Source organism: Salinispira pacifica (assembly GCF_000507245.1).
Lineage (GTDB): Bacteria > Spirochaetota > Spirochaetia > DSM-27196 > Salinispiraceae > Salinispira > Salinispira pacifica.
The window spans coordinates 3,302,992-3,329,482 of the sequence record NC_023035.1 but is presented as its reverse complement, the minus strand read 5'-3'; the positions used below and the strand labels follow the sequence as shown (position 1 = coordinate 3,329,482).

The window sequence follows — 26,491 nt, the reverse complement described above, 5'->3', positions numbered from 1 at the left end:
CAAGTTTTTTCCAATCTGTATTAAAAATAACCCACCAGAAACGGCAAGAAGAATCCTTGATACTCCCCCGGCATGAGGAACGCATTGAACGCTTGGATCATATTGTCGGCGGGGGGGACATAGCCGTCGCCTATGTAGATGTACAGGTTTCGGTCTCCCATATCCAGGGATGGGCTTATCATATGTATGTAATCCTCCTGGTATGTGACCTGTGCGTATTTTCTATCATCGTACATGACTCGATTAAGTTTTTCGCCCTCATAGATAAACCGGATAATGGCTGCGTTTGTATTGTATATGGGATGTGTACTTAAATTATTCATAGACAAATCTATCGAATAGATTTCCATGTCTTTATAGACTTGAGTAAAATAATTTTCTCCAGTCATAGTGTAGAATAGATCCGGTTCTCCTTCAGGATCTGCTGACCGGATGACTTCATAACCGTCTTGTTTTTTACGAATGATCCGACGTTCTTCATTTGTCAGTTCACCCTGACTGAAATCCGATCTGGAATACGCAATATAATCGTCATGATCCTGGAATGTAACGATCCGTCGGGGTCGTCTCGGCCGGTTCTCAAGCTGATCCTCAATCCGATATTCAATAAGTCTGCCCTCATCGTTGAAGCGGAAGCTGAAATGTCTGATGTCTTTCACTTCACGGAAATTTTGCTGAGCGTCCCGGAAGCGGGCAACGACGGTATTCTGGGAAAAAATTACGCTGCAGCACGAAAGCATCATTAACAGCGCTGTGATTAGTAGCCTCATTTTGCACATCCTTCTATGGTTCCTCCATCATCAAGAACTTCCTTGAACAGCTTCGCCAGCATAATGTTATCGCTGGTTGAATGTCTTCCACAGCCCTTGGTGGTAGCGTCCGGATTATTGGCGTCATTGTAGGTATTTACTGAACCTCCGGCATGAAAGCCATAGCCCGAATCGGTTTCGGTAAGCAGGTTTCCACCTTCATCCACCCGGGGAGTCCACTTTTTCAAATCAGCCTCATATTGATAGGTCTCAACCTCAGCTGTTGCATCGGTTGAAATAAAATAAGGGCCGTAATCCGGATCATGTGTTTCGATAACTTTGTTTACATTGAAGCCCCCCCGAGGGAAGTGTTCCGGATAATACGCATTTCCTCTTTCCTTACTTTCTAAAATGGTTGTTACCGGGTCGTCTGTAAGATCTCCTGTTTCGGTAGGATATTCCCTGTCCCGTAAGTTATTTGTGGTGTACACATCGAAAAAATTTACATCATCCAGATTGTCTTCTTCATCGTCACACGTGAATCCCCAAAACCTCTCCCCCTCAACATCATAATGAACGAAGCCCTGCTTCTGAAGGCCCAGGCTGTCTGTGAAGTTTAGCGGGTCGTCGTCGCAATAGGCGGTCCAGCTGTAGCCGCTGCGGAGGGGGTCGGGGGTGAGAAAGCGCCGGGCGCAGGGCAGGTAGTAGCGGTATCCGAAGTTGATGAGCCCCGAGGACGGGTTGTAGCCCCGGCCGGCGAAGCCGGGCACGCAGACGCCCAGGCTGCTGAGTTCCTCCAGGAGATTATTGCCGTTTTCGCTGCTGCCGTAATGGGGTTTTCCGTACACTTCATAGTGTATCATAGAGGCGTGGAGGTTTTGTAAGTCCACCACGGCCTGTTTGCTTCCATTCCGGCTGTCCGGAAGATAATAATGACTCAACGACTGTGTAGCCGCTGCGTCCCCTCCCTCGGTCCGGGGGCCGGAAGCCCGGAAGCCCCGGTCTGCGGGAGTGTGCATGCCGTCCTCCCCGCCGGGAGTGCTGCTTACACCCGGCCGGCCGCTGCGGGCAATGCTCAGGGCAACAATTGTTCCGTCCGCCCAGTGGTACATGCATATTGCCCGGGGTGTGAGCTGACGGGTGTCATCTGAGATCTCTTGCGGGCCGTCGGGGAAGGCTCTTGGTGTGGAGCCGGAAGTCTGCCCGGAAGCAGAACCGGGGGAATTGCTGCGGTAGCCGTCCCCTTCGGGTTTTTCCGCAACCATGGGAGCGTTTTCCCCATCCCGGGGTTCCGTACCGGGCCCCGTGGGCTGCAGATATGTATGGTGCGAACTGTAGTGTAGCGTTGCCAGTACCCGGCTGCTTGTGCCCATGTAGGTGAAGCGGGTTCGTGTGAGGGTTTCGTCTTCCATGGGGCGGCGTTCCCGGTCCGGGGAGATCCTGCGGGAAAGTTCCTCCCTGAGGCAGAGACGGTTCAGGGCATCGTATTCGTATCTGATGCCGGTCTGACCGAGGCTGCTCTCCACTTCCAGCCGGGAGAGACGGGACAAGCTGTTGTATGCGGCCTGGAATATCTTCCCGTCAAGCTCCCAGCGGACCATACGGTCGAAGCCGTCCAGTTCAATGCCTGAGGCCCGGGGAGCCAGGTTCATTTTTTCCAGCTGCTGGTATGCCGAAAAGCGCCGGGGCAGATCCCGGGAATCCCAGAGTTCACTCAGGGAATCTATATGATCCGGGTCGATTCCCGCCCACACCAGCTCCTGTTGACCGGAGTCTCCTGAGGTTCCGCCGTTCGGCTTGGACAGGGTATTGGGCGGTGTGAGGGCGGAGATAAGCTTACCTGATGATCCGTACTGGTAGCTTCCCAGCCCGCTTTCTGCATTCATGCTGAAACGCAGCTTTCTGCCGGGGGTATAGCTGTAGATATGTCCACCTGAAGGATGGTGCGGATCCTTGCTGGAGTACAACAGGTCGGATTCCATGCAGCCGTCCCTGGTGTAGCTGAAGCGCTGCAGCAGCTCGGGGGCAGAACTTCCGTTCCTCCGGCTCGTCCATACAGATGTTATTCTGCCCAGGCCGTCCCGGCGGAACTGAAGCTGGATGTCACCGCCGGAATCTGCCGCACTGAGACGGATGCCGCTGATCCTGTCTGCTTCATCGTATTGATATTCACATGAAGGCAGCCCCAGCGGCTGAGCACTTTGGTCTCCGGTGGAGAGCCGGATGGATTTCAGCAGGTCGGCAGAACCCCATTCCAGCCTGTGGCTCAGGCCGGAGCCTTGAGATGCAGTTTCCCGGAGACGGTCTTCCCGGTCCCATTTAAATTCCAGAGACTCGCAGCGTGCCCGGGCGTTGGTTATTCTTCCCGCCGGATCGTAGGATATGGATGTGAGGAGTCCGCCTCCGGCATCTTCCGCCTGCAGGAGCTGTCCTGCGGGATTCCAGCTGAAGTTCAGTTCCCGGCCGTCGCTGTGAGCTGAGCGGATGAGGCGGTTTCCCCGGTAGGTGTAGCTGCTTATCCCGCCCGGGGAGCGCTCCTCCCGGACAATCCGCCCCAGATAATCCAGCTGATACGCAATCTCCCGTCCTCCTGAGCTCGGTGAACCAGCGGCTCCGGAAGGATACCCGCCGGTGTCCCGGACAATCCGCCCGTCGGCGTTCCTGGCGTAATCTCTTCTCATCTGCCCCCGCTGCAGCCCGATAACTCTTCCGGCAGTATCGAATCGGCTGATCTGTTCCATACCGTCGGGGTCCCGGATTGTACGAATGCCCTTATCGATGTCTGCATGGGTTCGCCAGGAGTTCAGCCCCCCGGGCCTGCTTGCCCGGCTCATGCCGTCAGGCGAATAGAGAAGGTCGGTGAGCAGGTGAAGCTTCCGGGAATCCGGACCGGCAAGGACTGCCTTGAGCCTGAGACGGGAATCGTAGATTTCCCGGCGATATGTTCCCGGAGATTCATAACTGATACTGGTTTCACCCCGGGCCGCCGGGGTCTGACTGCCGCCTGTTTTCCCGGGATTGGCTTCCGGGGCAGTTTCGCCATGGTCGGCTTCAATTCTGGTGATGCGGTGCATTCTGCCCCATCGGTCCCTTCGGCATTTCATTCTGCCCTGTTCATCATAGGTGAACTGTTCGCTGCTTCCGTCGGGGTAGCTTATCTCTGTCAGCTGTCCCAGCTGGTCATAGAGAAGGTCCTTCCGGGTGAGTCCCCGGGGCCATTGGCTGCAGATGTTTTCTATGATGCGGATTACCCGTCCCCGGGCATCCCGGTGGTACTCGCTGCGGGCTCCCAGGGGACCGGTAACAGAGATGATCCTGCCGCAGGGGTCATATTCATAGCGGCTGGTACCTCCGTTGCGGTGGGTGAAGCGGATGATTCTGCCGCATCGGTCGTAATGTATCAGACTGTCTGCATCTCCAGGATAATCGATGCGCTCCGCTCTACCGCATTCATCCCGGACGATTGAGACCGGGGTGTCCGGGCAGGAGAGGGATGGCAGAAGCTCGGCAGTTCTGCCGGCGGGGGTGTACCTGCGGATTCTGTCCGCCACGGCGGCAGAAGTGTCATCGGGAACCAGACTGCGAGGATCCGGCGGTGGTACAATCTCCCGGTAGAAGTCGGGGGCCATGAGATCTTCACCCAGCGGGCCTTCTGCGGCATTGCAGCGACCAAGGGCATCGAATTGAAACGTATAGCTGCTGCCCAGAGGATCGGTAAGCCGGCTGCGGTTCCCGTACTGATCCCGGGCATACTGCCAGCTGTTGCCTTCTTCATCGCTGAACCCGGTACAGAGCCCCCGGCTGTCGTAATCGTAGCGTTGGCGGCCTCCGTCATTTTTCAGGATTTCCCGAAGCAGCCCCGCAGAGTTGTAGCTGTAGCGAACTGACACTCCGTCGGGATCCATGCTTTGGGTGAGGTAACCCTGATCATTATACTGAAAGCTGAATGTACCCGGGGGACGGCGGGGATCATCGGAGTTCCGGGTGATGCTTTTCAGAAGTCCCCTGCGATGTGGGTCGGTGAAATATTCATAGATCACTTCCTCATGAATTTCCGGCGGCTGCAGTCCGGTGTCCGGCAGGCTGCCCGCCGGGATGTCCGGATCAGCGGGGGGGGAATGAAAGCCGGTGATCAGCTCCCGGTGCAGTAAACCGGGGGTGTCCGGATAATATTCTTTTCTTCGGATCTCCTTCAGTGTTCCCCGGCTGTCGTATTTTCTGGAGAGGGAGATGCGGCCGTGATTATCGAACTCATACTCCAGGGTTCCCGGTTCTCCGTAGCGCCCGGTATCTTCCGGGAAACCGGGGACGGCGGGGGAATTACCGCCGGGCTGTCCCGGTCCCGGGTCATAGCTGTAGCGGGCCCGGGCTACGCTGTTGCCCCGGGAGCCGGTTCGAAGAAAATAGCTGAATTCTTCTGAATAGCCCCGGCTGTCCCGGACCGCTGTCACCCGGCCGTCTTTATCGTAGCTGTAGGTTTTATGAATATCCGGAGAGTCGCCGGGATGTTTCACCCGGCTCGATACGAGTCTGCTGTTCCAGCTGTATTCTTTTCTTCTGCCGTCGTGGCAGACAACGCTTTGGAGATATCCGTCCGGGGAGTATGAATAGATAATCTCCTTCTTTTCCATTCCCGGAAAGCTGAAGTGCAGTTTCTTCAACAGCCGGCGTGCACCCTGATTCATCCACTGAAGGTTCAGCTGCCGCCCGCCGTACAGCATAATGCTCTCCGGCAGATACCCGGGTTTCCCGTCGCCGGGAGCATAGCGGTACTCATAGAGAAGCATGGGTGAACCGGGAGGCAGCAGCCGGTATTTGCCCCTGAAACGGCCCAGTGAATCGTACTCGCTGAGAATATTTCCCGGCTGACGGATGCACATGCTGCCGTCCTCCCGGAGTACCAGACGATGACGGGGCAGGGATGTACAGCGGTAACTCAGGGAAGATGCAGGAAAAATACCGTCTTTGGGAAGACCGCCGTGTCTTCCTCCGCCGTCGGAGGAAACCGGAGATTCCCGGGGGTCTCCGTCATCAATGCGGTGAAATGTGCGAAGGCCTCCTGAGGGAGATATCCACAGGATGGTATTCAGTCCGGCCTGTTTCCCGATGCTCTGAATCTCCGATGCGCCGGAGCCTCCCGCCGGCGGACCGGCGATGGTGTACAGCTCCCGGGTTTGCTTTTCCAGAAGCTGTCGGCGCATGCTGTATTGATCCGATGCAGCAGACATTTCCTTCAGGCTGGAAATCTGCAGATCAATTCTCTGCCGTTCCGCCGGCAGCAGAGTACCGTACAGCAGTTCTATGCGTTCCTGGATGAGGGAAATACGCTCCCGGAGTAGCGTCGCCCGGGCGCTGCATCGCCGGGACAGTTTGCCGTAGCCGGTCTGTCCGGCGGAATTCGCCTTTTTGGACTTTGACAGGTACTCCAGTGCGGCCGTTTCAAGATCCTCGGCACTTTCCACAAGATCCGGAAGCAGACCTTCAAGACGGGTTTTTTCATTTTCCGCTGCGGTATCCAGATCGAGCAGCACCTGCCGGAGACGTTCAATTTCCTGCCGGCATAAATCTCCGGATGTCCAGAAGCTGAGGGAGTTGCAGCGGATAAGCCGGGCTTCCAGGGAGCCGAACCAGTTGCGCCCCTGCGCCCCTGTGTGCAGCGATTCGCTGCGGTAGGTTCTGCTCAAGCTGAACGGCGGAGCATCCCCGGGCAGAGGGATGCGAAGGTCTTCTTCGGTCAGCAAGAGGGAGCCGCTGGACAGCTGCACCGGATCGCCGAAGGCCCGGGCAAAGTAGCTTTTTTCCTCCTCCTCGGCGTCTTCAGCGGCTTGTTCTGCCGAGGCGTCGTGGCCGCTCTCTGCGGTTTCGGGATCGCAGGCCTCTTCGCTTTGCCCGGCGTTATCATCATTAATAATATCCTGCAGTTCACCGTCCTTCAGGGCATCATCCGATTCTTTCAGCTTCGCTGCAGCGTAATCGCTGATATCATCTGCAGAAATTGAAGCCCCATCTATGCTGCAGCTGCTGACCACCTCCGTACCTTTGAGATTGGTTTTCTTATCTACAACGGAGCTGGATACGGTGATTTTCCCCCCGCTGGGTTTTGCACTGACAGCGGCGGCCCTGGTGTCGTGGCTTCCTTGAACTTCATAGCTTTGATCATACGGATTATACGACCAGGTGGTGTAGGTGTATTCACGGGTCACCTTGTCGTAGGTATAGGTATGATATATCTGAAAGGTTTTGGGCGCAGATGGGGTGATAATTCTGAATTGATCCTTTTTCACATACTGTTTGTTTACGTTCGAGGTTTTGGTTTCACCATGCAGGGAGAGTCCGCTGATCAGGATGAACAGCAGCGCAGGTATCACAACCGGTACAACCGGGGCGGATTTTGAGAAGACGGAAAGTGATTTTCGGTGCATATGCGGGCTCCTTGGGGAATGTGCTCCACATTGTTCACCGGAAAAAAGGCGTATCTGATTGTTTTATGAAAAAATTATTCTTCACGTTTTGTGATTTTTTGCCTGAATATATATACTGTGGTTATGTCTGTACTACAGGATGCCCAGGCGGCCCTTGAGCAGGGAAAATTTGATGAAGCTTTGAACCTTTTTCAGCAGTGTGTTGAAAAAACAGACTGCAGTGAACTTCCCGGCGGGCCGGCGGAGGCATACCGGATGTGCGCCAAATGCGCGTTCCTGACTCAGGATCATGCAACCGGTCTTGAGTATGCCCGGAAAGGCGAACATGCCGCAGTGAGCCAGGGGAATACCCGGGAAGAGGCGGAGGCGCACCTCACCCAGGGGGTGCTCTACGGTCAGCTTTCGGTGTATCAGCTGGCAATAGAGCACTGCAGCAAAGCATATCAGCTGTTCGGGGAGGAATGGCCCCTGAGAGCGGCATCGGCGTTGAACAACACCGCAATAATCTATGAAGAAATCGGGCAGATAGCCAAAGCGGTGGAATACTATGACTCCGCCAGAAAAGTGATGCAGACGGAAGATGATCCGTCATACGAGGGTCTGGAAGACGCGGACCTGATGAACCTGGGGATTATCCTTTCCAACCTGGGGCGGCTTCTGGGTATGAACGGATCAGCCGAAGAGGGCTGTGCATATCTGGATGAATCCAGGGAAATATTCCGGACCTGCGCGAATCCATCCTATGAAGCCCACAGCATTGCCAAGTATGCAGATGTACTCAACAACGAAGGGCGTACTGAAGAGTCGGAAGAGATGTACCGGCAAGCCCTGGAGCTGATGTCCGATCTGCCGGTTAAGAGCTGGCTGGAAGAGATCCTTCTGAACTATGCAACCCTGCTGATGGATGACGGGCGGTACCATGAGGCTGAAGGCCCCCTTTTTCAGGCGGAAGAACGGCTTGAGGAACAGCAGCCTATTCAAAATACCATTCGCTGCTATGAACTGATGGGCCGGTTTTATGAATACCGGGGTGATCTGGAAAACGCCTTGATGTATGAGCGCAGGGCCCTCAAGCTTCAAAAAGAACTGGGGGTACGCATCGGAGACAACAATCTCACCAAAGCTCTGGCGCTGCTGGATCTGGAACGGGTAAAGCTGGAGCGGGAGCTGTATCGGCTGCAGAACACCGAGCTCAGGGATCTGAAGGCGCGGCTTGAAGAAAGTAACCGACAGCTGGAGGAACAGCTCATCCACGATCCCCTTACCGGATTGCTGAACCGACGCTATCTCATGGCCCACATGCCCGGAGAGCTTGCCCGGATTACCCGAAGCGGAGAGGATTTGGGGGTGGTGTTTGCAGATGTGGATCAATTCAAAATGATCAACGACACCCATTCCCATCAGGCCGGGGATGAGGTGCTTGTGCGCATTGCCGCTCTTCTTACTGATTGCCTGCGGAAGGGGGATCTGGTGATCCGATACGGCGGCGACGAGTTTATTCTTCTGCTGCCCGGGGCGGATGAGAAGAATCTGAGCACCGTTATTTCCAAGATTCATGAAGCGGTTGAGAGAGAGCTTTGGGAAGATATTTCTCCGGGCTTGACCGTTCAGCTCAGTCTCGGGGGCGTGAATGCCGAAGGAGATCTGGATCTCCAGCAGATCCTTCAGATCGCCGATGAACGAATGTATGCGGCAAAGAGAACGCCGGGACTCTAAGAAGCTTTTCGCCTCCGAGCTCCCTCCAGATCCCGCCGGATCTCATCTGTTCCTGGTGCCGGTGCATCTGTTCCTGGTAGCGGTGCCGGTGCCCCTGGAATCAAGTGATTCAGGCGAATCGGTTCAGGTGGTGAAGTCGTCCACCATTGAGCCCAGCGAGCGGATCTGCTTGCTGTTGTGCTGCTGGATATTTTCAACCTGATTTACCTGCTCCAGAATTTTCCCTGAATGATCCAGCATATCGCCTACTCTTCCATTGAGCCGGGAGCTGAACTCCTGGACTGTACCGATGTTCCGGCCGATCTCCCCGATGGATTTCTGAATGCTCCGGCTGCTTTCCCGGCTGCTGTTTACCGAGTTGCTCAGCTCATTGGCTGCAGTGAGCACCTGACGGCTTCCGGTTGATACTTCCGAGGTGGACTGCTGAATTTCTTCCATGGACTGGGCGAAATGCACCAGTCGCTGGGCCGACTGCTCAAGATATTCGAAATTTTTCAGGCTGGCTTCCTCGGCACCCTGGATTTTACCGATGATGTTTTTCAGGTTTTCCCTGATTTCTTTGGAACGCTGGGTGGTGGTTTCGGCGAGTTTCCGGATTTCCTCTGCAACCACGGCGAATCCCCGTCCTGCATCTCCTGCGTGGGCGCTTTCGATGGCGGCGTTCATGGATAATAAGGATGTCTGGCTGGCAACGCCGGTAATAACGGTTAGTATCTCGTTCAGTCCGTCGATATCTTCCGCCACCGAGCTGATGGTTTCGGTGCTCAGTTTTCCCTGTTCCTGGCTGCTCCGGGTGCTTTCCACCAGCTCCAGAAGTTCGCCGTGCCTGGCGCTGATGATCTCTGCAATTCTTCGGAGGCTGGCTTCCATCTCCTCGATGGCCGCTGAGCTCTCGTCGGCGGAAGCGCTTTGCTCTTCCATGAAACGGTTAATGGATTCCACGCTGTGTTCAATGGCCTGTGTCTGTTCCTGAACCTGCTGTACCTGTTCTCCCAGGTTGGATGCGGAAAATTCCAGGTTGTGCATGTGTTCCCGGTTGGTGTTGAGAAGCCCGGTCATGGATTGTACCGACTCGTTTAGAGTCCCGTCGCTCTCCAGACTGCCTGCGGAGAAGCGTTTCAGTTCGCCGACTATGCCGTGAAGCTTTGCGAACAGAACATTGAGCTGCCTGCCCAGCTGTCCCAGTTCATCCCTGCTTTCCGGAAAGGAAACGGTGAGATCGAGGTTTCCTGCCCGTCGGACTCCTGCCTCAAGCAGCCGTATCAGCTTAAGAATGCTCCTGACGATGAGGATGGACAGTATGATCACCACGGCGGCGAATGCCCCGCCATTGCCATTGCGATGGCCTGAAGCCGGCTTCCGGTACGAAGCACCTCTTCTTCAAGGGTGGAAAACAGGGTGCTGAGTCCCCCTTCAAGGTTCTGCATCATGGGAATGAGGTTGAGCATGGAACGCTCCAGCATCCGTCCGGTTTGGAATACCCGGTTCAGGTCTCCGGATGCCTGATAATACCCCAGTTTATAGCTCAATCCGCCCCCGATATCCCGGTCTGCGTTGATTGCTTCTTCGTAGGAGTTCATCAGCCCGATAATCTCCTCCGACCGGGAGCTGATCTCCTCCAGCATGCCCGCAAGCTGTTGGGAATCCCGGCGGGTCTGCTCGCTGGTGCGGGAAAAAATGGGGTTGGACAGAAATCTGTTCATGGCTTCTATGCCGTTTTCCCGTTCGGTTATCCAGACGGCGGCCTGTTTGGCGATAACACCCGGGCGGTAAAGTACATCCTTGGTTGCGTGGGAGAAGGAGTTCCAGCTGTTCACAGCAGAGGTTCCGCTGCTGATAAGGTTTTGAATGCGTCCCACTGAACTCTGCATAAATAGAAAGATGGCCACTGCTGCCAGCATGCCCAGGACGGCCAAAAATGATTGAAGATATAGGCGGAAGCGAATGCTCATTGGTAATTCCTTCAGCTTGTTTCAGCTCTTGCTATTGTGTTGTTTTAAAATGCCTAATGCCATGAAATATATTCCCCGCATAAGTATATAGTGGTTTTTCTACCCATGGAAGAGATGAAAAGAAATACAAACAGAGATCGGAATTATATTCACACTTCGTGATATTTTATCTATACTACAAGAATGGGACTGGCAGAAAACCTGAAAACATTACGAAAGCGCCGGGGAATGACCCAGCGGCAATTGGGCGAAGCTCTGGATATCGGGCAGACGGCCATTGCCAACTACGAGCAGGGCAACCGCAGTCCCGATACCGAATCTCTTCTGAGGATCGCGGAAGTTCTTGAGGTGAGCGTAGACGAGCTTCTGGGACGGGATGACGGGCTGAGCACACGGGTTCATGCGGATAACCGTACCATCAGCAGTTTCGGCAATTCAGGGGAAGGCGGAGGCCGCTACCTTGAATCGGATCCTGATATCCGGGGCGTCAATCCTCCCCTGGAAATGTATCAGACCGCAAAGCACGTGGATCCGTCGTATGAAGTGAAACAGTACATCGATCTTGCGGCCAACGGGAAACCCGTGGTGGCCATCAACCGCATAAATGAAATTGCCTACCTCGGCCTTCCTGTGAGCGCCATTTACCGGGATATTCTTGAACCGGTACTCTACCGCTCAGGTGAGCTGTGGGCCGAGGGCAAACTGGCCATCCATCAGGAACACAGCATCTCCCAAAGCATTATGTCCTGCATGGGTCTGCTCCGGGGCTACATGAAACGCAAGCCCTCCAGAAACAAGCGGTTTCTGGGAGTTGTGGTGAACGGGGAGATGCACGGTATCGGCCTGATGATGGTCTGCGACTATCTGTACATGGAAGGCTGGGATGTGATGTACCTGGGGACCTATCTTCCCGGTCCCGAGGCTGCCGAGGCAATTAAAAGCTTCACCCCGGATGTGGTCGGACTGTCGGTCACCATGCCGTACAATCTTCATTCCGCAGAAATGCTCATATCGGCCCTGAAGAGTTCCAGCGAGACCAAAAAACCCCTTATACTGGTGGGCGGTCAGGCGTTTGCCCACGAACAGGGGTTGTGGCAAAAGATCAATGCCGATGCCTTCGCCCAGCGAGGCGTGGAGGCCGTCTCAATGCTGGATAAGCTTCTGTAATTCCGGCACATTTCTCAGGTCCGGCAGGGTATGGAAAAAAAACAATACATTGTAGTTGCAGGAAATATCGGTGCGGGGAAAAGCACTCTGGTGGAGCTCCTTTCCCGGAAATTGAACTGGAAGGCATATTATGAGCCGGTGGGGGAGAACCCCTATCTGAAAGATTTTTATGCTGATATGTCCGCATGGGCGTATCATTCCCAGATGTTTTTCCTGGCAGACCGTCTGGAGATGCACAGGCGGCTGCAGCATTACAGCGGTTCGGTGGTCCAGGACCGTTCTGTGTATGAAGATGCCAATATTTTTGCCAGGAACCTGGCACGGCAGGGGTACATAGACGACAGGGATTTCCATACCTACTGGAAATTTTATGAGCTGATAGTTGAGCTCTTGGGCGCACCGGATCTGATTGTGTATCTGGAAGCATCGGTGCCCACACTGAAAAAGCGGATCGCCCTGAGAGGGCGTGAGTTTGAAAAAGAGATACCGGCTTCGTATCTTGAACAGCTGAATGAGCTGTATGATGAATGGATACGGAACTGGAGCTACTGTCCCGTCCTGAGTCTGGATATGAACAGAATAGATGTGCGCTCAAATCCGTCGGACATCGACAGAGTAAGCGAACGGGTCATCCGTGCTCTCAGTTCCGGTCAAGAAGAGTTGTTTCTTCCCTGAGATCCTCCGGACCGCTTCCGGGTTCCCCGGTTTCGATATTGGATAGACGGTCAAGCTCCCGGTAAATTTCCCCCCGTCCCCGTACAAATACTACTTCGTCACGGAGAATCGGACCTTCCAGGGTTGCATCCCGGATAACACTGATCTGAAGGCCTGATGCGTCGGCCCGTGTTATCATATCCTCATAGCCTGCATGGGCAGGAAGATTGAGTTCAAGCATATATATCTCCTTCCGAAGCTGCGGGACTCCGGACTCGTTATGAGTATGATACGAAAATCGGCCTTTCGCTGCCAGTGAAAATGAAAATTTTCATGAAATTCTCATCCAAGGCTTCCATCCGCAAACAAGTGCTGATAATATAGTTTTTAATAGTTAGTTTATGTAAAAGAATATAGATCCGTGGGCGGGTGCCCGTCCCGGTGGGAGGAGACGTTATGGCATTTCGGGAAGATTTTTACTGGGGGGCTTCTACTGCCTCGTATCAGATAGAAGGGGCGTGGAACGAAGACGGAAAGGGCCGTTCCGTTTGGGACCGGATGGTGAACTGGGATCAGAAAATTGCCGGGGGCGATACCGGAAACAGCGCCTGTGATCATTATCATCATCTTGAACAAGATATCAGCCTGATGAAAGATCTGGGCATCAATGCATACCGTTTCTCCCTGAGCTGGCCCCGTGTGCTGCCCCGGGGAACCGGAGCGGTGGAAGAGCGGGGTGTGGAGTTTTACGACAGACTCATCGATGCCCTTCTTGAGGCGGATATTACGCCGTTTATTACCATGTTTCACTGGGATTACCCTCTGGAGCTGTTTTACCGGGGCGGCTGGCTGAACCCGGACAGCCCCAAATGGTTCGGCGAATACGCCGCTCTTCTCTCCAAACGCTTCTCCGACAGGGTGGATAACTGGATCACCCTGAATGAACCCCAGATGTTCACCACCCTGGGGCACGACATGGGGATTCATGCACCGGGACTCAAGCTCCCCCCTGAAGATATGGTGCGGATCATTCAGCATGTACTCAGCGCCCACGGTATGGCGGTTGAGCAGCTGAAATCCAATTGCGTAAACGGCGCCGATGCCCTGAATATCGGATGGGCCCCGGCGGTGGGCGGGGTGGAGCCTGCCGATGAGACCGACCAGCGGCTGGTGGACGCCGCCAGGGAAGCCCAGTTTTCTTTTGTTGACGAGCCCCATTTCGGATTCGGCACCGCATTGTGGAACGATCCGGTTTTTCTGGGAAAATATCCCGACGCCTACCTGAAAACCCACGGTCAACACCTTCCCGAGGGCTGGGAAGAAGATTTGAAGCACATCAGCGCTCCGCTGGGATTCTGCGGTCTGAACGTGTACCACAGCTGGGCACGGGCGGTGTACGACTCCCATGGAGAGCCGGAAATTCGCCAGACCGATGATCTTGGGGCCGGCTATCCCAGAACCCATTTTCAATGGCCGGTCACCCCCAGGGCCCTCTACTGGGTGCCCCGCTTCTTTCATGAGCGCTACAATATTCCGGTGGTGATCACCGAAAACGGTATGAGCGGCCACGATTGGGTGCAGACCGACGGCAAAGTTCACGATGCCTACAGAATCGACTTCACCAAACGATATCTCGGCTCCCTGAAGGATGCCTCCGCCGCAGGGGCGGATGTCCTGGGATACTTTCACTGGTCTCTGATGGATAATTTCGAATGGGCTGAAGGTTACCGCCACAGATTCGGCCTGGTTCATGTGGATTTCTCCGACTTCAAACGTACGCCCAAGGACTCGTTCCACTGGTATTCCGGAGTGATCGGGAACAATGGAGCGGATCTGTAGCCGCCGGCGCTGAACATGCCCGGCGGCGGCGCAGCTTTGCCGGGCGGGGCCGGGTAGTGCCGGGCGGGACCTGACCCGGGGCGCCCGGGGGCCCGCGGCCAGGGGTTGGTGGTGCCGGGCGGCACGAGATTCGCCTGAGAGTACCGCATTTTCAGCAGTAAAACCCTGTGCCGGCCTTGACGACAGGGAAAAAGCAATTTATAACATAGCTAATTAGTTGAACTATTCAACAAAAAATTGCAATCGAATCCGGCGGACAGGGAGGGAGCATGCCTGCGCATCAGAAGAGTGCACAGTTGAACACCAACAGAATTCTCAGGTGGGTGTGGTCCGGAAGCCGGATCAGCCGGAAGCTTCTGGCGAGCAATCTCGGTCTGGACAAATCCACGGTGACCATTATTGTGAACCGCCTCATTGAGGCCGGGATTATTGAGGAGCGTCCGGACGAGCTCCACTCCGGGGGAAGCGGACGGCGGCCGTTGGTGCTGAGTATCAGGAAGGACCGGGCATGCAGCATGGGGGTTGAACTTCTGCCGGATATGCTCAGGGTGGTGATCAGCGATGCCCGGGGGGCGTAATCTCTGCGGGATCTCATTCTGCAGAGGAATACCGGGATGTTTCCCGGGGCATCAGGGGCGGGTTCACTCCCGAATCCCTGGCGGATGAAGCAGCCCGGTTTTTACTGAATGAGTATGCGTATGTGTTTGAAGCAGGAGCATGTGAACCGGGCCCGTCTGCGGCAGGATCGTCTGCAGCCGAACCGTCTTCAGCACCGCCTGCGGCAGCGGGCGAAGGGGAAGGTGCCTGTCCGCCGCTGCTGGGCGTGGGTGTGGCCATGTCGGGAATTGTGGACCAGCAGCGGGGGCTGCTGAAACGTTCCCGGCTTCTGGGGGCGGAGGAAGATGCTGCCCTTGAGGAGCGGTTCGCCCGGCTGTTTGGTGTACCGGTGATGCTTGAAAATGATGCAAATGCGGCAATCGGCGGGGAACTGTTCGCCTCCCGCTATCGGGAGCTGGGGGACGCACTGTTCATGCTCATAGAATCGGAGCTGTTCCGTGATGCTCCTGCGGAGCGTCCCAGGTTATCCCTGGGACTCGGGCTGGCCCTGGACTCCCGGGTGCACCAGGGGGTTGATCATACCTCAGGTGAATTCCGCAGCGTCTATTGGCAGGAGGGGTCGGACACCCAGTTTTCCATCCCTTCATCCCGGCTGCTTGATCTTTCAACCAATCGAGATACTCGTTCCCGGCTTTTCCTGGAGATGGGCCGGAATATCGCCCTGCTGATTAACAGTCTGAATATTCACACGGTGATTGTGGGCGGCGATATTCAGGGGTTTCAGGACGAACTCGCCGAATGCCTTCACCGGGCGGTGGCGGAGAACTGGTCCTATTCGGGCACTCCTGCTTTCCAGATCCGGGAAGCCCGGCAGGGAGAGTATGCGTCTGCCTACGGCGCAGCCTGTCTCCATGCCAACAGACTATATGCCGTGGACAGCTTTGATGAGTTCACCCTTCGGGGATTGAAAACCGGCCTGGATGCCTTTGAGCACGCCGGAGCCAAGACCACAACATCAATGCAATAACTGCAGCAAAGAATAGAATACGAGGAAGGAATAATGAAATACGGACACTTCGACGATGCGCGGCGGGAATATGTGATTACCAATCCCCAGACCCCGTACCCCTGGATCAATTATCTGGGAAACGAGGATTTTTTCTCGCTGATATCCAATACCGCAGGTGGATACAGCTTCTACCGGGATGCAAAGTTCCGGAGGCTTACCCGATACCGCTACAATAACGTTCCTGTTGATGACGGGGGCCGATATTTTTATATCTCAGATGGTGATGCTCTGTGGAGTCCCGGCTGGAAGCCGGTGAAGAGTGATCTTGATGAATACGAATGCCGTCACGGCATGGGCTATACCCGGTTCAACAGTGTGAAGAACGATCTCCGTGCCCGCATCCTCTATATGGTTCCCCTGGGTGAGAAAGCGGAGGTTCAGAAACTCAGTCTGACCAATGAGGGTCAAAGCAAAAAATCGGTAAAACTTTTCAGCCTGGCCGAGTGGTGTCTGTGGAATGCGGAAGATGATATGAATAACCTCCAGAGAAACCTCTCCACTGGGGAGGTGGAAATTGAGGATGGGGTCATCTACCATAAAACCGAGTACAAGGAGCGTCGTAACCATTATGCCTTTTACTCGGTGAATGAGAAAATTCAGGGCTTTGATACAGACCGGGAGAGCTTCCTGGGGCTGTACAACGGATTTCAAGAGCCCCGGCGTGTACGGGAAGGAACTCCGGGGAACAGTGTGGCCCACGGCTGGTCTCCTATTGCAAGCCATTTCCTGGAGCTGGAACTGAAGCCCGGGGAAACCAGAGAGTTGGTGTTTGTCCTGGGCTATGTTGAGCTTCCCGAAGAGGAGAAATGGGAGTCCAAGGGGATTATCAATAAAAAACCGGCGAAAGAGATCATCGGTCGCTACCGGAATGCTTCTGACGTGGACCGGGCTTTTGATGATTTGAAGAGCTACTGGGATGATCTGCTGTCCCGCTTTGTTCTGGACTCGGGAGATGAAAAGCTGGACAGGATGGTGAATATCTGGAACCAGTATCAGAATATGGTCACCTTCAACATGTCCCGCTCGGCTTCGGGCTTTGAGACGGGAATCGGCCGGGGGATGGGATTCCGGGATTCCAACCAGGATCTGATCGGGTTTGTGCACATGGCTCCACAGCGCTCCAGGCAGCGGATTCTGGATATTGCCGCCACCCAGCTGCCGGACGGTTCTGCATATCATCAGTATCAGCCTCTTACCAAACGGGGAAACGACGCCATCGGGGGAAATTTCAATGATGATCCGGTGTGGCTTATTCTATCAACTGTGACGTATATCAAGGAAACAGGTGATTTCAGCATCCTGGATGAGCAGGTGCCTTTTGACAACGATGAGAGCAAGGCTCTGCCGCTTTTTGATCATCTTTCCGCATCGTTTACCCATGTCGTGAATAATCTGGGCCCCCACGGACTGCCGCTTATCGGCCGGGCCGATTGGAACGACTGTCTGAACCTGAACTGCTTCTCCAGCGATCCCAACGAATCGTTCCAGACCACCGAGAACCAGGCCGGGGGCACTGCTGAATCTTTAATGATCGCCGGACTGTTTGTTCTGTACGGCCGGGAATATATCAGACTGGCCCGCCATCTGGGGAAACATGAGCTTGCCGATGAGGCCGGAGTGCATGTGGATGCCATGGAGGCATCGGTTATTGAACATGGCTGGGACGGCGACTGGTACCTGAGAGCCTACGATCATTACGGCAAACCCGTTGGAAGTGATCAGAATGAAGAGGGTAAGATTTTCATTGAGTCACAGGGCTTTTGCACCATGGCCGAAATCGGTAAAGAACAGGGATATCCCCGGAAAGCACTGGATGCGGTCAAGGAGCGTCTGGACACCCCGTATGGAATGGTGATACTGAATCCCGCCTTCACCCGCTACTATATAGAGTACGGGGAAATATCAACCTACCCGGCGGGATATAAAGAAAATGCCGGCATATTCTGTCACAACAATCCATGGGTGATGATCGGTGAAACCAGGATCGGCCGGGGAGACAGGGCCTTTGAGTATTACGGGAAAATCGCTCCGGCATATCTTGAAGAGATCAGCGAACTGCACCGGGTTGAGCCCTACGTCTATTGTCAGATGATCGCCGGAAAAGATGCGTATAAACCCGGGGAAGGAAAAAACTCCTGGCTCACCGGTACCGCGGCCTGGAATTATTATGCGATCACCCAGTGGATACTGGGTATACGCCCCGACTACGACGGGTTGATAATTCAGCCGGTTGTTCCTGCGGAATGGAAGGGATTCAGTCTGCGGCGCAGGTTCCGGGGCACCGACGTTGAAATTGAAGTAATTCAAACCGGGGGCGGGACAGTGACGGCTCACCTCCGCCGGTGGTGCTTGAAGTGCTTGGGGAAGGGGGAGAAGTGACCGAACGGATATCTTCCGAGCTGCTCCCCATGGAGCTGATCACGGGCGACCGCATAAACGTGCGGGCTCTGGTAGGCTGACTGAAACTGTAGCCGGTGGACGGCAGGCCGAATGCCGCCTAGCGGAAAGAGCCCGGACCAAAATCAGGGCGGCTGTATACAGATCTGACCGGCGAAAAAAAAAGCACCCCACCCGTAATGTGACCACCTGGTCAAACTAGCGGAGGGGTGCTTTTTTTAAATCCTCTGTTCAGAATCGCGGGCTATGATTCGATGTGCGGCCTGCAGTCTGATCCCCTATGCCCGCGGCCCACGCCCCAGCCCCAAGGTCCGCGGCCGGAGCCCCACGCCCCGCAGTACTCAGCACAGTACATCGGCGCCGATATTCTCAGTAGGTTTCCCTCAGATGGCGGATCCGTACCATATCCGGGGAAATCTTTACTTCAGGTCTGCATTCTTTCTGAGCCGACCATGCATGGGTGTATTTCAGTTCCCGGGGTTCGCCGGGGAGCAGGGTGAAGCCTCCGTCGCTGAAGTGGCCGGGCAGCCCGACAGACGCCGGGAGTTCGGCTGTCACATAGAATGCCGGTACATCGCTCTCAACTATAATGCTGTGGGCAGAACTGCCGGGGCTGACCTTCAGTTCCCCGGGCTCCAGATAGCAATCCCTGGGCCTGGCGAGAAACATTGAGGTTTCCATTCCGCCCGATAGATCTGCAATGCTGCCGGAAGAGTGCTTGTCGCTTTTGCCCTGAACCGTCCATGCGGCATGAAGAAAGCTGTTGGCTGCCTCATCTTCCCCATATGCCGGGTGTTCCCAGACCTGCTTGGCCGATCCGCCGTTCACTTCGGCGGCCGCTTCTATTGACTCCAGAATTTCGCCGGAAAAAGATATCCGACGTATCAACATTGTTCCGGAGACAGTTTCAGGAAGGTCGTTAATTATGTGGCAGTATATGCCGCCGTCTTTGCTGTACAGCACCGGGCTGAGCCGAGCAAAAAAGCGCCTGGCCTCATAATGAAGAACCTTCCACCGGCCTCCGTACTCAATGCTTGCCCAGGAGGCCACCGGCCAATTGTCGTTGAGCTGCCAGTACAGTGCGCCCATGCTCACGGGACGACGGCTTCTCCAATATTCCACCGCTGTCCGTATTGCCATGGCCTGCTGCACCTGGCTCACATAGAGCTGGTCATCAAATTTTTCAGGAATGCGGAAATAGGATGACATGGTTGAGAGAATAATGCTGTTTCCCCGGTCATTCCGCTGATGATGCCGCATCACCGGAGAGCTGATGTTCCACTCATCCTGGTCCGCAAAGGTTTTTACGGTTTCAAGGGATGGAAAGGACTGGAAGCCGAACTCGCTGCAGAAGCGGGGGGTTACGTCATAGTAGGCCTCGAAGGGTTTTCCTTCGTGCCACACGCTCCAGTAATGCATGTCCCCTTTGCTGTCGTCGTGCCAGTTGTCCGAATAGTCCCCCATTCCCGCAGATGGTGAGCTTGGCCACCAGGTTCTCGATGGATCAAGTTTCCGTACAATCCTGCCTACAACCCCTTCATTCAGTCTGTCATAGTCGACCAGATATCTTGCGGGATCCTTGCGGGACTCTTCGTACCAGCTGAGAGCACCAAGATCCTCATTGTTCCCGCACCATATGGCCACACAGGCCCGGTGCTTGAGTCTCTGAACCTGATACCGGATTTCCGGTTCCACTGTATTGAGAAAATCCGGGGTTGCGGGGTACATGGCGCAGGCAAACATCATGTCCTGCCACACAAGGAGCCCCAGTTCATCACAGAGATCGTAAAAGAGTTCCTTTTCATACTGACCGCCGCCCCAGACCCGGATCATATTCATGTTGGCCTCACGGGCGTCCTCCAGAAGATTGCGGTAGAGCTCTTCACTCTGAAGGGACGGAAGGGCGGACACGGGAATCCAGTTTGCACCCTTTGCAAAAATCTCACGGCCGTTCACCCTGAATTTCAGACTCCGCCCGATTTCATCATCTTCATGAACAACTTCAATATGACGGAAGCCGAACCTCCGCCGTATGGGGGTGTCACGTATGGGGGCGTCATGTTCCAGACTGAGTTCTACACTGTACAGAGGCTGCCCGCCTTCCCCCGCCGGCCACCACAGCAGCGGAGCATCAACTTCCATGCTGTGTATAATGCGGTTTTCTCCCCTCTGTAGATTGAGCGGGATGCTGATATTCTCCAGTATTTTTCCGTCAGGATTCTTGAGGGTGAGGGCCGCCTCAGTTACCCGCTCATCCGGGCTCTGACAAAGGATTTCGATATCAACAATCCAGGAGCCGGACTCTTCCGGGGTGCCGTCCATCCTTGCCAGGTTGCCGTCTTTCCTTGCCGGGCCGCCGTTCCTAGCCGGGCCGCCGTTCCTAGCCGGGGCTCCGTCTTTCATCCGGGGCACGGGGGTAAGGGCGGAAATTCGCGGCGAGTTTCCCGTCCGGATATATGCACTGCCGTAGATTCCCGATGTGAGTATTGCAGGACCCCAGTCCCACCCGCCGTGGCATTGCACCTTTCTTATAAGGTTTCGATAGTCTGAAGCCCAGGGGAAATGCTTGGAGGACGGAATGGGGTAGGGCAGCTTCTCGGCTTCCTGGGCCCCCTCTTTTTCCGGTCCCCGGAAATCTATGCGAATCTCATTGCTGCCCGCATTCACAAGGCGGCCAATCTCAATCTCCACAGAAGTGAACATATTGGCGGAGCTCCCTGCCGCTTTTCCGTTTATATAGATATCTGCAAACGTATCAAGCTGATCCAGCACCAGAAGGGCGGGTTGGCCGGATGTCCCTTCGGGAAGGGTAAATTCCGTACGCATGCTCCAGTCGCTGTGCCCCAGCCATTGAAATTCCAGCTCATTTTTCCCCGGGTACGGATGGGGCAGGATCTGATTCTCCACCAGGGCGCCGGCCAGATCACCGGGTATCTCCATGGGAAGGGTCAGATTCCTGGAGGGGATTTCAGCCTGCCAGGTGCCGCTGAGACTGATGATGGTTTCGGATGATGAAGGGGTTTGAATGGATTTTTGGTTTCGGCTCATATACGTTCCTTTTCTGATATTGATATCCGGAGCCCCCGGAGGGGCGGGTGATGCAGTATGGCATAGGCGAAAATGTTAGTTAATTGCTCTATGTACCAACATACCATGATTTGTACATTTTCTACAGGAAAAAACCAGCTTTTTATTGACGTATCAACTATCCCGTGCGAATATCATTTTAGTTGGTTTATAAATCAACTAACCAGAGGAAAAGTATGGCCGGTAACAGAAGACATCGAAACATCAATACCTCCCGAATTCTCAGGGAATTGTGGATATCCCATACCATCAGCAGAGTTGAACTTGCCAGAAATTTGAATCTGAATAAATCAACAATTTCCCAGATTGTGGGCGAACTGATCGAGCGGGGAGTTATTAAAGAGGTGTCGGAGGGAATTTCCGGCCCCCAGGGCGGCCGCAAACCCGTGCATCTTGAGCTGAACAGGCATTACGGCTATGTGCTGGGGCTTGAGCTCCGGCCCGAGTCCTATACGGTTGTTGCAGTGGATCTGACCGGCGATATTCTCTTTTCCCGAACCGAAAATGCCGTGCATTCCGGGGAAAACCTGGTGGATGAGGCTCGGAATCTGCTGCAGACACTTCCCCGTGAACTCAGCTGGATCGGCCTTCCGCTTTTAGGCGCCGGTCTGGGGATATCCGGTATTATCGATTCAAACCGGGGAATTATCCTGGAGTCAATTCCCCTGGGAATCGAAAGTTCTCTTCCAATAGTGGAGATGCTGGAGCCGGAGTTTTCCTTTCCGGTATTCATAGATAATGACGCCAACAGCTGTGCCTGGGGGGAGCTCGCCTTTCATCGTGCCAAACAGCTTCGGAATTTCATGTTCACCCTCATCGAGTTTCACCGGAACTCTCGGAAGCAGTTCTACGACAATATTTCCGTGGGTATGGGAATCGTATTCAACGGACAGGTGTACGCCGGTACCCGCCAGTCTGCCGGTGAGTTTCGCTCAATCTTCTGCGGACCCGAAGAAAAGGGACAGTTCAAGGCATCGGCCCGACTGGCGGAGAATCACGGAAGAATTCAGGACGATCCGGAGGGGTTTCATGCATTCATTGTGGAGCTTTCAAAGCACATCGCTCTTTTTGTAAACACCTTCAATCTGGGCCAGATTTTTCTGGGCGGAGACATTGAGCGCTACCAGGATCAGCTCATGCCGGTTCTGATTCAGGAAATCGATAACAACTGGTCATACGATGAGCATGTGGATTGCGAGATCCGCTTTTCTTCCCTGGGAGATAAATCGGTTGCATACGGGGCTGCGGGTTTTGTTCTGGAACGGCTCTTTGTGGATCCCGAGATCATGGATCTCGGCACCGAATCCACATGGCTTGAATCGGATGCACTGGACAGTCTGCTGAAATCCGGGGCCTGACCCCGGCATTAATTATGTGAATCTTGAGGTCGTCGACCTCATTGGGAAAATGGCGCGTTGCGTCGGTATATATCCAAAAGGAGGCTTTTCAATGAAGAAAGCGCTCGTATTATTTGTAGTGCTTGCTCTGCTGGGCGGAATGGTATTCGCCGAAGGGCAGGGAGAAGCAAGTTCAGAGAAAGTGGTTCTGAATGTAATGGGTTATGGAGATAACTCAAACGCCGAAGGTATTGCCTGGAATCGTCTGGTTACCACCTTCATGGAGGAAAACCCGGATATCGAAATAGTCAGCGAGCTGCTCTACGATGAAGCATATCACCAGAAGGTGACCGCACGTCTGGCAGCCGGTGATGTTCCGCATGTGGCATATATGGGTGCCGATGCCCGTTGGGGAGCTCCGTGGCAGGAAGCAGGTCAACAGATTGACCATCGTCCCTTTCTGGACACCGACATGTATGACATGAGCCTCATTCCTGAAATGGGCCCGAATGGCGAAGTATACTATGTTCCTCTGGGAACATCAAACATCACCACAGTACTCTTTGCCAACGAACCTCTGATCAACGAGCTTGGTTTTGAACTTCCTGAAACCTATGAAGACATGGTTGCCATGGTCTCTGCCGCTGATGAAGCTGGTCTGGAAGTTGTTTCCATCGACGGTGCCGACGGTTGGGCATGGGGAAGCTGCGTGCTTTCAGCGTTCATCGGACGGGCGTCCGGGGACACCAACTGGGTATCCAAAGCCGTTGCCGGGGAAAACAATTTTGATGATCCCGCAATGGTGCAGGCTCTGGGCTGGATCGAACAGATGGTTGAAGACGGTGTAATTGCCGAAAGCTCAGTTCTTGTTGACTACGGCACCAACATCTCAAACTTCAGCAACGAACAGGCTCTTTTCATGGTACAGGGTCAGTGGGCCGCAGGAAGTGTGGAAAACACAGAAGTGCGGGAAAACATGAAACTGATGGCATGGCCCGAACTGCCCGGCCAGGATCCTGCAACCGCAGGTTCTGTTGCCGCCGCATGGCAGGTCGGCTACGGACTCACCAAGGCTGCAACCGAAGACCCTGCTCTTCAGGCCGCTGCGGTTAGATTCCTTGATTATGTGAACCGTGAAGAAGAAGCAACCCAGCGTCTCCGTGACGGTGCCATCGTAGCTCCCATCCTCAAGGGATATGAAGCACCCGACGATCTGCCCAACGAACTGGTGCAGAAAGTTGAACTGGCACAGACTGCTCTGAACACAGAAGTTATTGATGCTCACCTTTCCGGTGCACCCAATGACACCCTGAATGCAGGAATGCAGGAAATTGTGAACGGTACCAAGTCACCTGCGGAAGTTGCATCAGAAGTCGAAGAACTGGCTCGGAACTAACACCGGGTATATGTAAGAAACGGCCGGGGGAGAAGGTCAACGGCCTTCTCCCCTCCCTTACCTAGGAGTATTCAGTGAGAACCAGAGATCGGAAACTTTTATGGGTGTTTTTTGGATTTGTCGGTCCAGGCCTTTTGCTGTACCTCTTTATTGTGGCATATCCGATGATCTACTCTGTTTGGCTCAGCTTTACGGATTTCAATCCGAATAAGGGCGGAGACTGGAATTTTGTCGGGTTGAGGCAATATGCGGTAATGCTGCAGGATCCCCTCTTCTGGCATGCACTCAAAAACAATCTGATAGTAGTGGCGGTTTCCGCCTTCGGCCAAATCCCCATCGGGTTTGTCCTTGCGTTCATTCTTTACCGGAAAATGGTGAAGGCGCCGGGATTTTTTCAGGCAATGGTATTTCTTCCCCAGTTTTTATCAACCATTGTTATCGGTCTGTTGTGGAAACGGATGTTTGCCGCCAACGGACCAATTGCACAATTATTACAGTTCATTCAACAGGATCCGGATGCTCAGTTCACCCTGATGCTTGAACGGAGCACGGTAATGATCCCCATAGCCTTTGCGCTGATCTGGATTTATACCGGATTTTACATGGTGATCTTCCTGGCAAATTTACAGAAAATCGACACAAACATGATAGAGGCTGCAAAAATTGACGGGGCAAGTGAACCTCAGGTCTTTATGAAGGTGATCGTTCCCATCCTTTCAGGAACCATTCTGGTGTCCACCATTCTGGCGATAGCAGGGTCGTTGAAAGGGTTTGAGTTGATATTCTCAATGACCACCCAGGGGCTCCAGCGAAACAATGCCATGGTACTGCCCATTTTCATGTATCAGACGGCATTTCAGGACTATTCCAACCCTGTGAGGTTTGCTTATGGAGCAGCAATATCCAATGCAATCGTCATAATCAGTGTGGTGCTGATCATTATCTCCAACTGGGTCAGCAAGCGTTTCAGCCCGCCGGAGGATAACTAAATGAATCCAGTAACTGTAGTAGGCGAAGACTCCAATCCGGCTCTGGAAGTCGCCGGAAAAACCATTGCATACCTCATTCTCGTAAGCTGGGTGCTGATGACCGTCCTTCCTCTGTTCTGGATGAGCTATTCATCCCTGAAATCCAACGAGGAACTCACCCGGGACATCTTCGCATTTCCCCATGATCTGTTTGATAATGATCAGGATGAGTACCGTGTGGTCCGCCCCAATCTCAATATGATTCCGGACTTCGATCCCAAAGAAGATACCAGGGAACGAATCGTTATCGAGTCCACAACCATCGCTCCCGGACGGGGCCTGATGGTGTACTGGCTGGTGGAGGAAGAGATGCCTCCTGAAATACGGCAGCTTGAGGTGGGCGATACCCTGGTGGTGGAAGACCTTCCCAGGGACTGGCAGCGGAAAATCAAACGGAAAACCCGCTGGTTCAACTACCAGTCGGCATGGGAACGGGCCGGAATGGGAAGAAAGTTCCTGAACAGTATTCTGTACTCGGGCATGTCCACGTTTCTCATGATATTGTTCGGCATGATGACCAGTTTCGCAGTGAGCAAGCTGCCATTCAAGAAACTCTCCGCCCTGGTCACCGGCCTGATCGGGATGGGTTACCTGCTGAGCATAAATTCGGTGATTATTCCCCTCTTTCTCATGCTCACCAGAATCGGACTCACCGACACCCATGTGGGTATTATCCTTGTGTACACTGCCTTTGGACTGCCGCTGACGGTGCTTCTGGGAAGCCAGTTTATGCGGGGGCTGCCCACCAGTCTCATAGAATCGGCAACAATGGATGGTGCAAGCTATTTCCGCACCTTCATATCAATTATTCTGCCCATGACCATCCCGGTTGTGATTACCGTGGCGGTAATCTCGGGATTGGCTATTTGGAACGAGTTTCTCCTCGTACTCGTATTGGCCAGCTCGGAAGCTACAAAATCACTTCCGGTTGGTGTCTATTCGTTCTCCAGCCTCACCAGCAGTCAGCTCGGCTGGCAGTTGGCGGCATTGGTGATTGCTACGGCTCCGGTTGTAATTGTGTATCTCCTCTTTAACAAGCAGCTGACCAAAGGAGTTGTGGCAGGAGCAGTGAAGGGATAATCCTTCACCCCCACTACCCCCGCCGGACCGGCACCCCGGG

Annotated in this window: 17 protein-coding genes; 11 read left to right on the top strand and 6 right to left on the bottom strand. The window is 54.2% G+C overall.

The window, feature by feature from the left end; translation table 11 throughout:
• Positions 1–20: 20 nt before the first annotated feature.
• Together L21SP2_RS14575 and L21SP2_RS14570 are read right to left on the bottom strand one after the other, a co-directional pair.
• Positions 21–770 carry a hypothetical protein gene (locus tag L21SP2_RS14575; protein ID WP_144083019.1) on the bottom strand — a complete coding sequence of 250 codons (750 nt, stop codon included), beginning with the start codon at positions 768–770 and terminating at the stop codon, positions 21–23.
• Positions 767–7,171, bottom strand: coding sequence for an RHS repeat-associated core domain-containing protein (locus L21SP2_RS14570; RefSeq protein WP_024269340.1), 6,405 nt, complete (start codon positions 7,169–7,171; stop codon positions 767–769). Before L21SP2_RS14570 ends, L21SP2_RS14575 begins: the two co-directional genes overlap by 4 nt.
• Positions 7,172–7,294: 123 nt before the next feature.
• Here L21SP2_RS14570 and L21SP2_RS14565 point away from each other — a divergent pair, with 123 nt between their 5' ends.
• Positions 7,295–8,887, top strand: a complete 1,593-nt coding sequence (locus L21SP2_RS14565) for a tetratricopeptide repeat-containing diguanylate cyclase (protein ID WP_024269339.1) — start codon at positions 7,295–7,297, stop codon at positions 8,885–8,887.
• A gap of 123 nt (positions 8,888–9,010) precedes the next feature.
• Here L21SP2_RS14565 and L21SP2_RS14560 read toward each other — a convergent pair whose 3' ends face one another.
• Together L21SP2_RS14560 and L21SP2_RS14555 are read right to left on the bottom strand one after the other, a co-directional pair.
• The gene (locus tag L21SP2_RS14560; RefSeq protein ID WP_024269338.1) at positions 9,011–10,198 is read right to left on the bottom strand and encodes a methyl-accepting chemotaxis protein; all 1,188 of its coding nucleotides are present in this window, start codon (positions 10,196–10,198) and stop codon (positions 9,011–9,013) included.
• Entirely contained in the window at positions 10,192–10,839 is a 648-nt protein-coding gene (locus L21SP2_RS14555) for a hypothetical protein (RefSeq protein ID WP_024269337.1), read from the bottom strand. The genes L21SP2_RS14560 and L21SP2_RS14555 overlap by 7 nt, the downstream gene beginning before the upstream one ends.
• A gap of 183 nt (positions 10,840–11,022) precedes the next feature.
• Between L21SP2_RS14555 and L21SP2_RS17605 the strand changes: the two genes are divergently transcribed.
• Together L21SP2_RS17605 and L21SP2_RS14540 are read left to right on the top strand one after the other, a co-directional pair.
• Positions 11,023–12,006 (top strand): cobalamin-dependent protein, encoded by a 984-nt coding sequence (locus L21SP2_RS17605; protein ID WP_024269336.1) that lies wholly within the window; start codon positions 11,023–11,025, stop codon positions 12,004–12,006.
• Positions 12,007–12,036: 30 nt separating this feature from the next.
• The gene (locus L21SP2_RS14540) at positions 12,037–12,681 is read left to right on the top strand and encodes a deoxynucleoside kinase (protein ID WP_024269335.1); all 645 of its coding nucleotides are present in this window, start codon (positions 12,037–12,039) and stop codon (positions 12,679–12,681) included.
• On the opposite strand, the gene L21SP2_RS14535 is transcribed toward L21SP2_RS14540, so the two are convergent.
• Positions 12,647–12,901, bottom strand: coding sequence for a hypothetical protein (locus tag L21SP2_RS14535; RefSeq protein ID WP_024269334.1), 255 nt, complete (start codon positions 12,899–12,901; stop codon positions 12,647–12,649). The two genes, L21SP2_RS14540 and L21SP2_RS14535, sit on opposite strands and share 35 nt — an antisense overlap.
• A 215-nt stretch (positions 12,902–13,116) precedes the next feature.
• Here L21SP2_RS14535 and L21SP2_RS14530 point away from each other — a divergent pair, with 215 nt between their 5' ends.
• The 4 genes from L21SP2_RS14530 to L21SP2_RS14510 all read left to right on the top strand — a co-directional run bounded on the left by L21SP2_RS14530 (position 13,117) and on the right by L21SP2_RS14510 (position 18,505).
• Positions 13,117–14,499, top strand: coding sequence for a GH1 family beta-glucosidase (locus L21SP2_RS14530; RefSeq protein WP_024269333.1), 1,383 nt, complete (start codon positions 13,117–13,119; stop codon positions 14,497–14,499).
• A gap of 269 nt (positions 14,500–14,768) precedes the next feature.
• Entirely contained in the window at positions 14,769–15,077 is a 309-nt protein-coding gene (locus L21SP2_RS14525) for a winged helix-turn-helix transcriptional regulator (protein ID WP_041401658.1), read from the top strand.
• Positions 15,078–15,199: 122 nt separating this feature from the next.
• Positions 15,200–16,084, top strand: coding sequence for an ROK family protein (locus L21SP2_RS14515; protein WP_144083018.1), 885 nt, complete (start codon positions 15,200–15,202; stop codon positions 16,082–16,084).
• Positions 16,085–16,117: 33 nt separating this feature from the next.
• The gene (locus tag L21SP2_RS14510; protein ID WP_024269332.1) at positions 16,118–18,505 is read left to right on the top strand and encodes a glycoside hydrolase family 94 protein; all 2,388 of its coding nucleotides are present in this window, start codon (positions 16,118–16,120) and stop codon (positions 18,503–18,505) included.
• A 387-nt stretch (positions 18,506–18,892) separates the two neighbouring features.
• Here L21SP2_RS14510 and L21SP2_RS14505 read toward each other — a convergent pair whose 3' ends face one another.
• Positions 18,893–21,571 (bottom strand): beta-mannosidase, encoded by a 2,679-nt coding sequence (locus tag L21SP2_RS14505; RefSeq protein ID WP_024269330.1) that lies wholly within the window; start codon positions 21,569–21,571, stop codon positions 18,893–18,895.
• 215 nt (positions 21,572–21,786) lie between these two features.
• Between L21SP2_RS14505 and L21SP2_RS14500 the strand changes: the two genes are divergently transcribed.
• The 4 genes from L21SP2_RS14500 to L21SP2_RS14485 all read left to right on the top strand — a co-directional run bounded on the left by L21SP2_RS14500 (position 21,787) and on the right by L21SP2_RS14485 (position 26,451).
• The gene (locus tag L21SP2_RS14500; RefSeq protein WP_024269329.1) at positions 21,787–22,968 is read left to right on the top strand and encodes an ROK family transcriptional regulator; all 1,182 of its coding nucleotides are present in this window, start codon (positions 21,787–21,789) and stop codon (positions 22,966–22,968) included.
• A gap of 91 nt (positions 22,969–23,059) precedes the next feature.
• Positions 23,060–24,343, top strand: a complete 1,284-nt coding sequence (locus L21SP2_RS14495) for an ABC transporter substrate-binding protein (protein ID WP_024269328.1) — start codon at positions 23,060–23,062, stop codon at positions 24,341–24,343.
• 74 nt (positions 24,344–24,417) lie between these two features.
• Complete coding sequence (locus L21SP2_RS14490; RefSeq protein ID WP_041401651.1) at positions 24,418–25,332, top strand: carbohydrate ABC transporter permease; 915 nt, start codon at positions 24,418–24,420, stop codon at positions 25,330–25,332.
• Complete coding sequence (locus L21SP2_RS14485; protein ID WP_024269326.1) at positions 25,333–26,451, top strand: carbohydrate ABC transporter permease; 1,119 nt, start codon at positions 25,333–25,335, stop codon at positions 26,449–26,451. It begins immediately after the preceding gene.
• Positions 26,452–26,491: the final 40 nt, after the last annotated feature.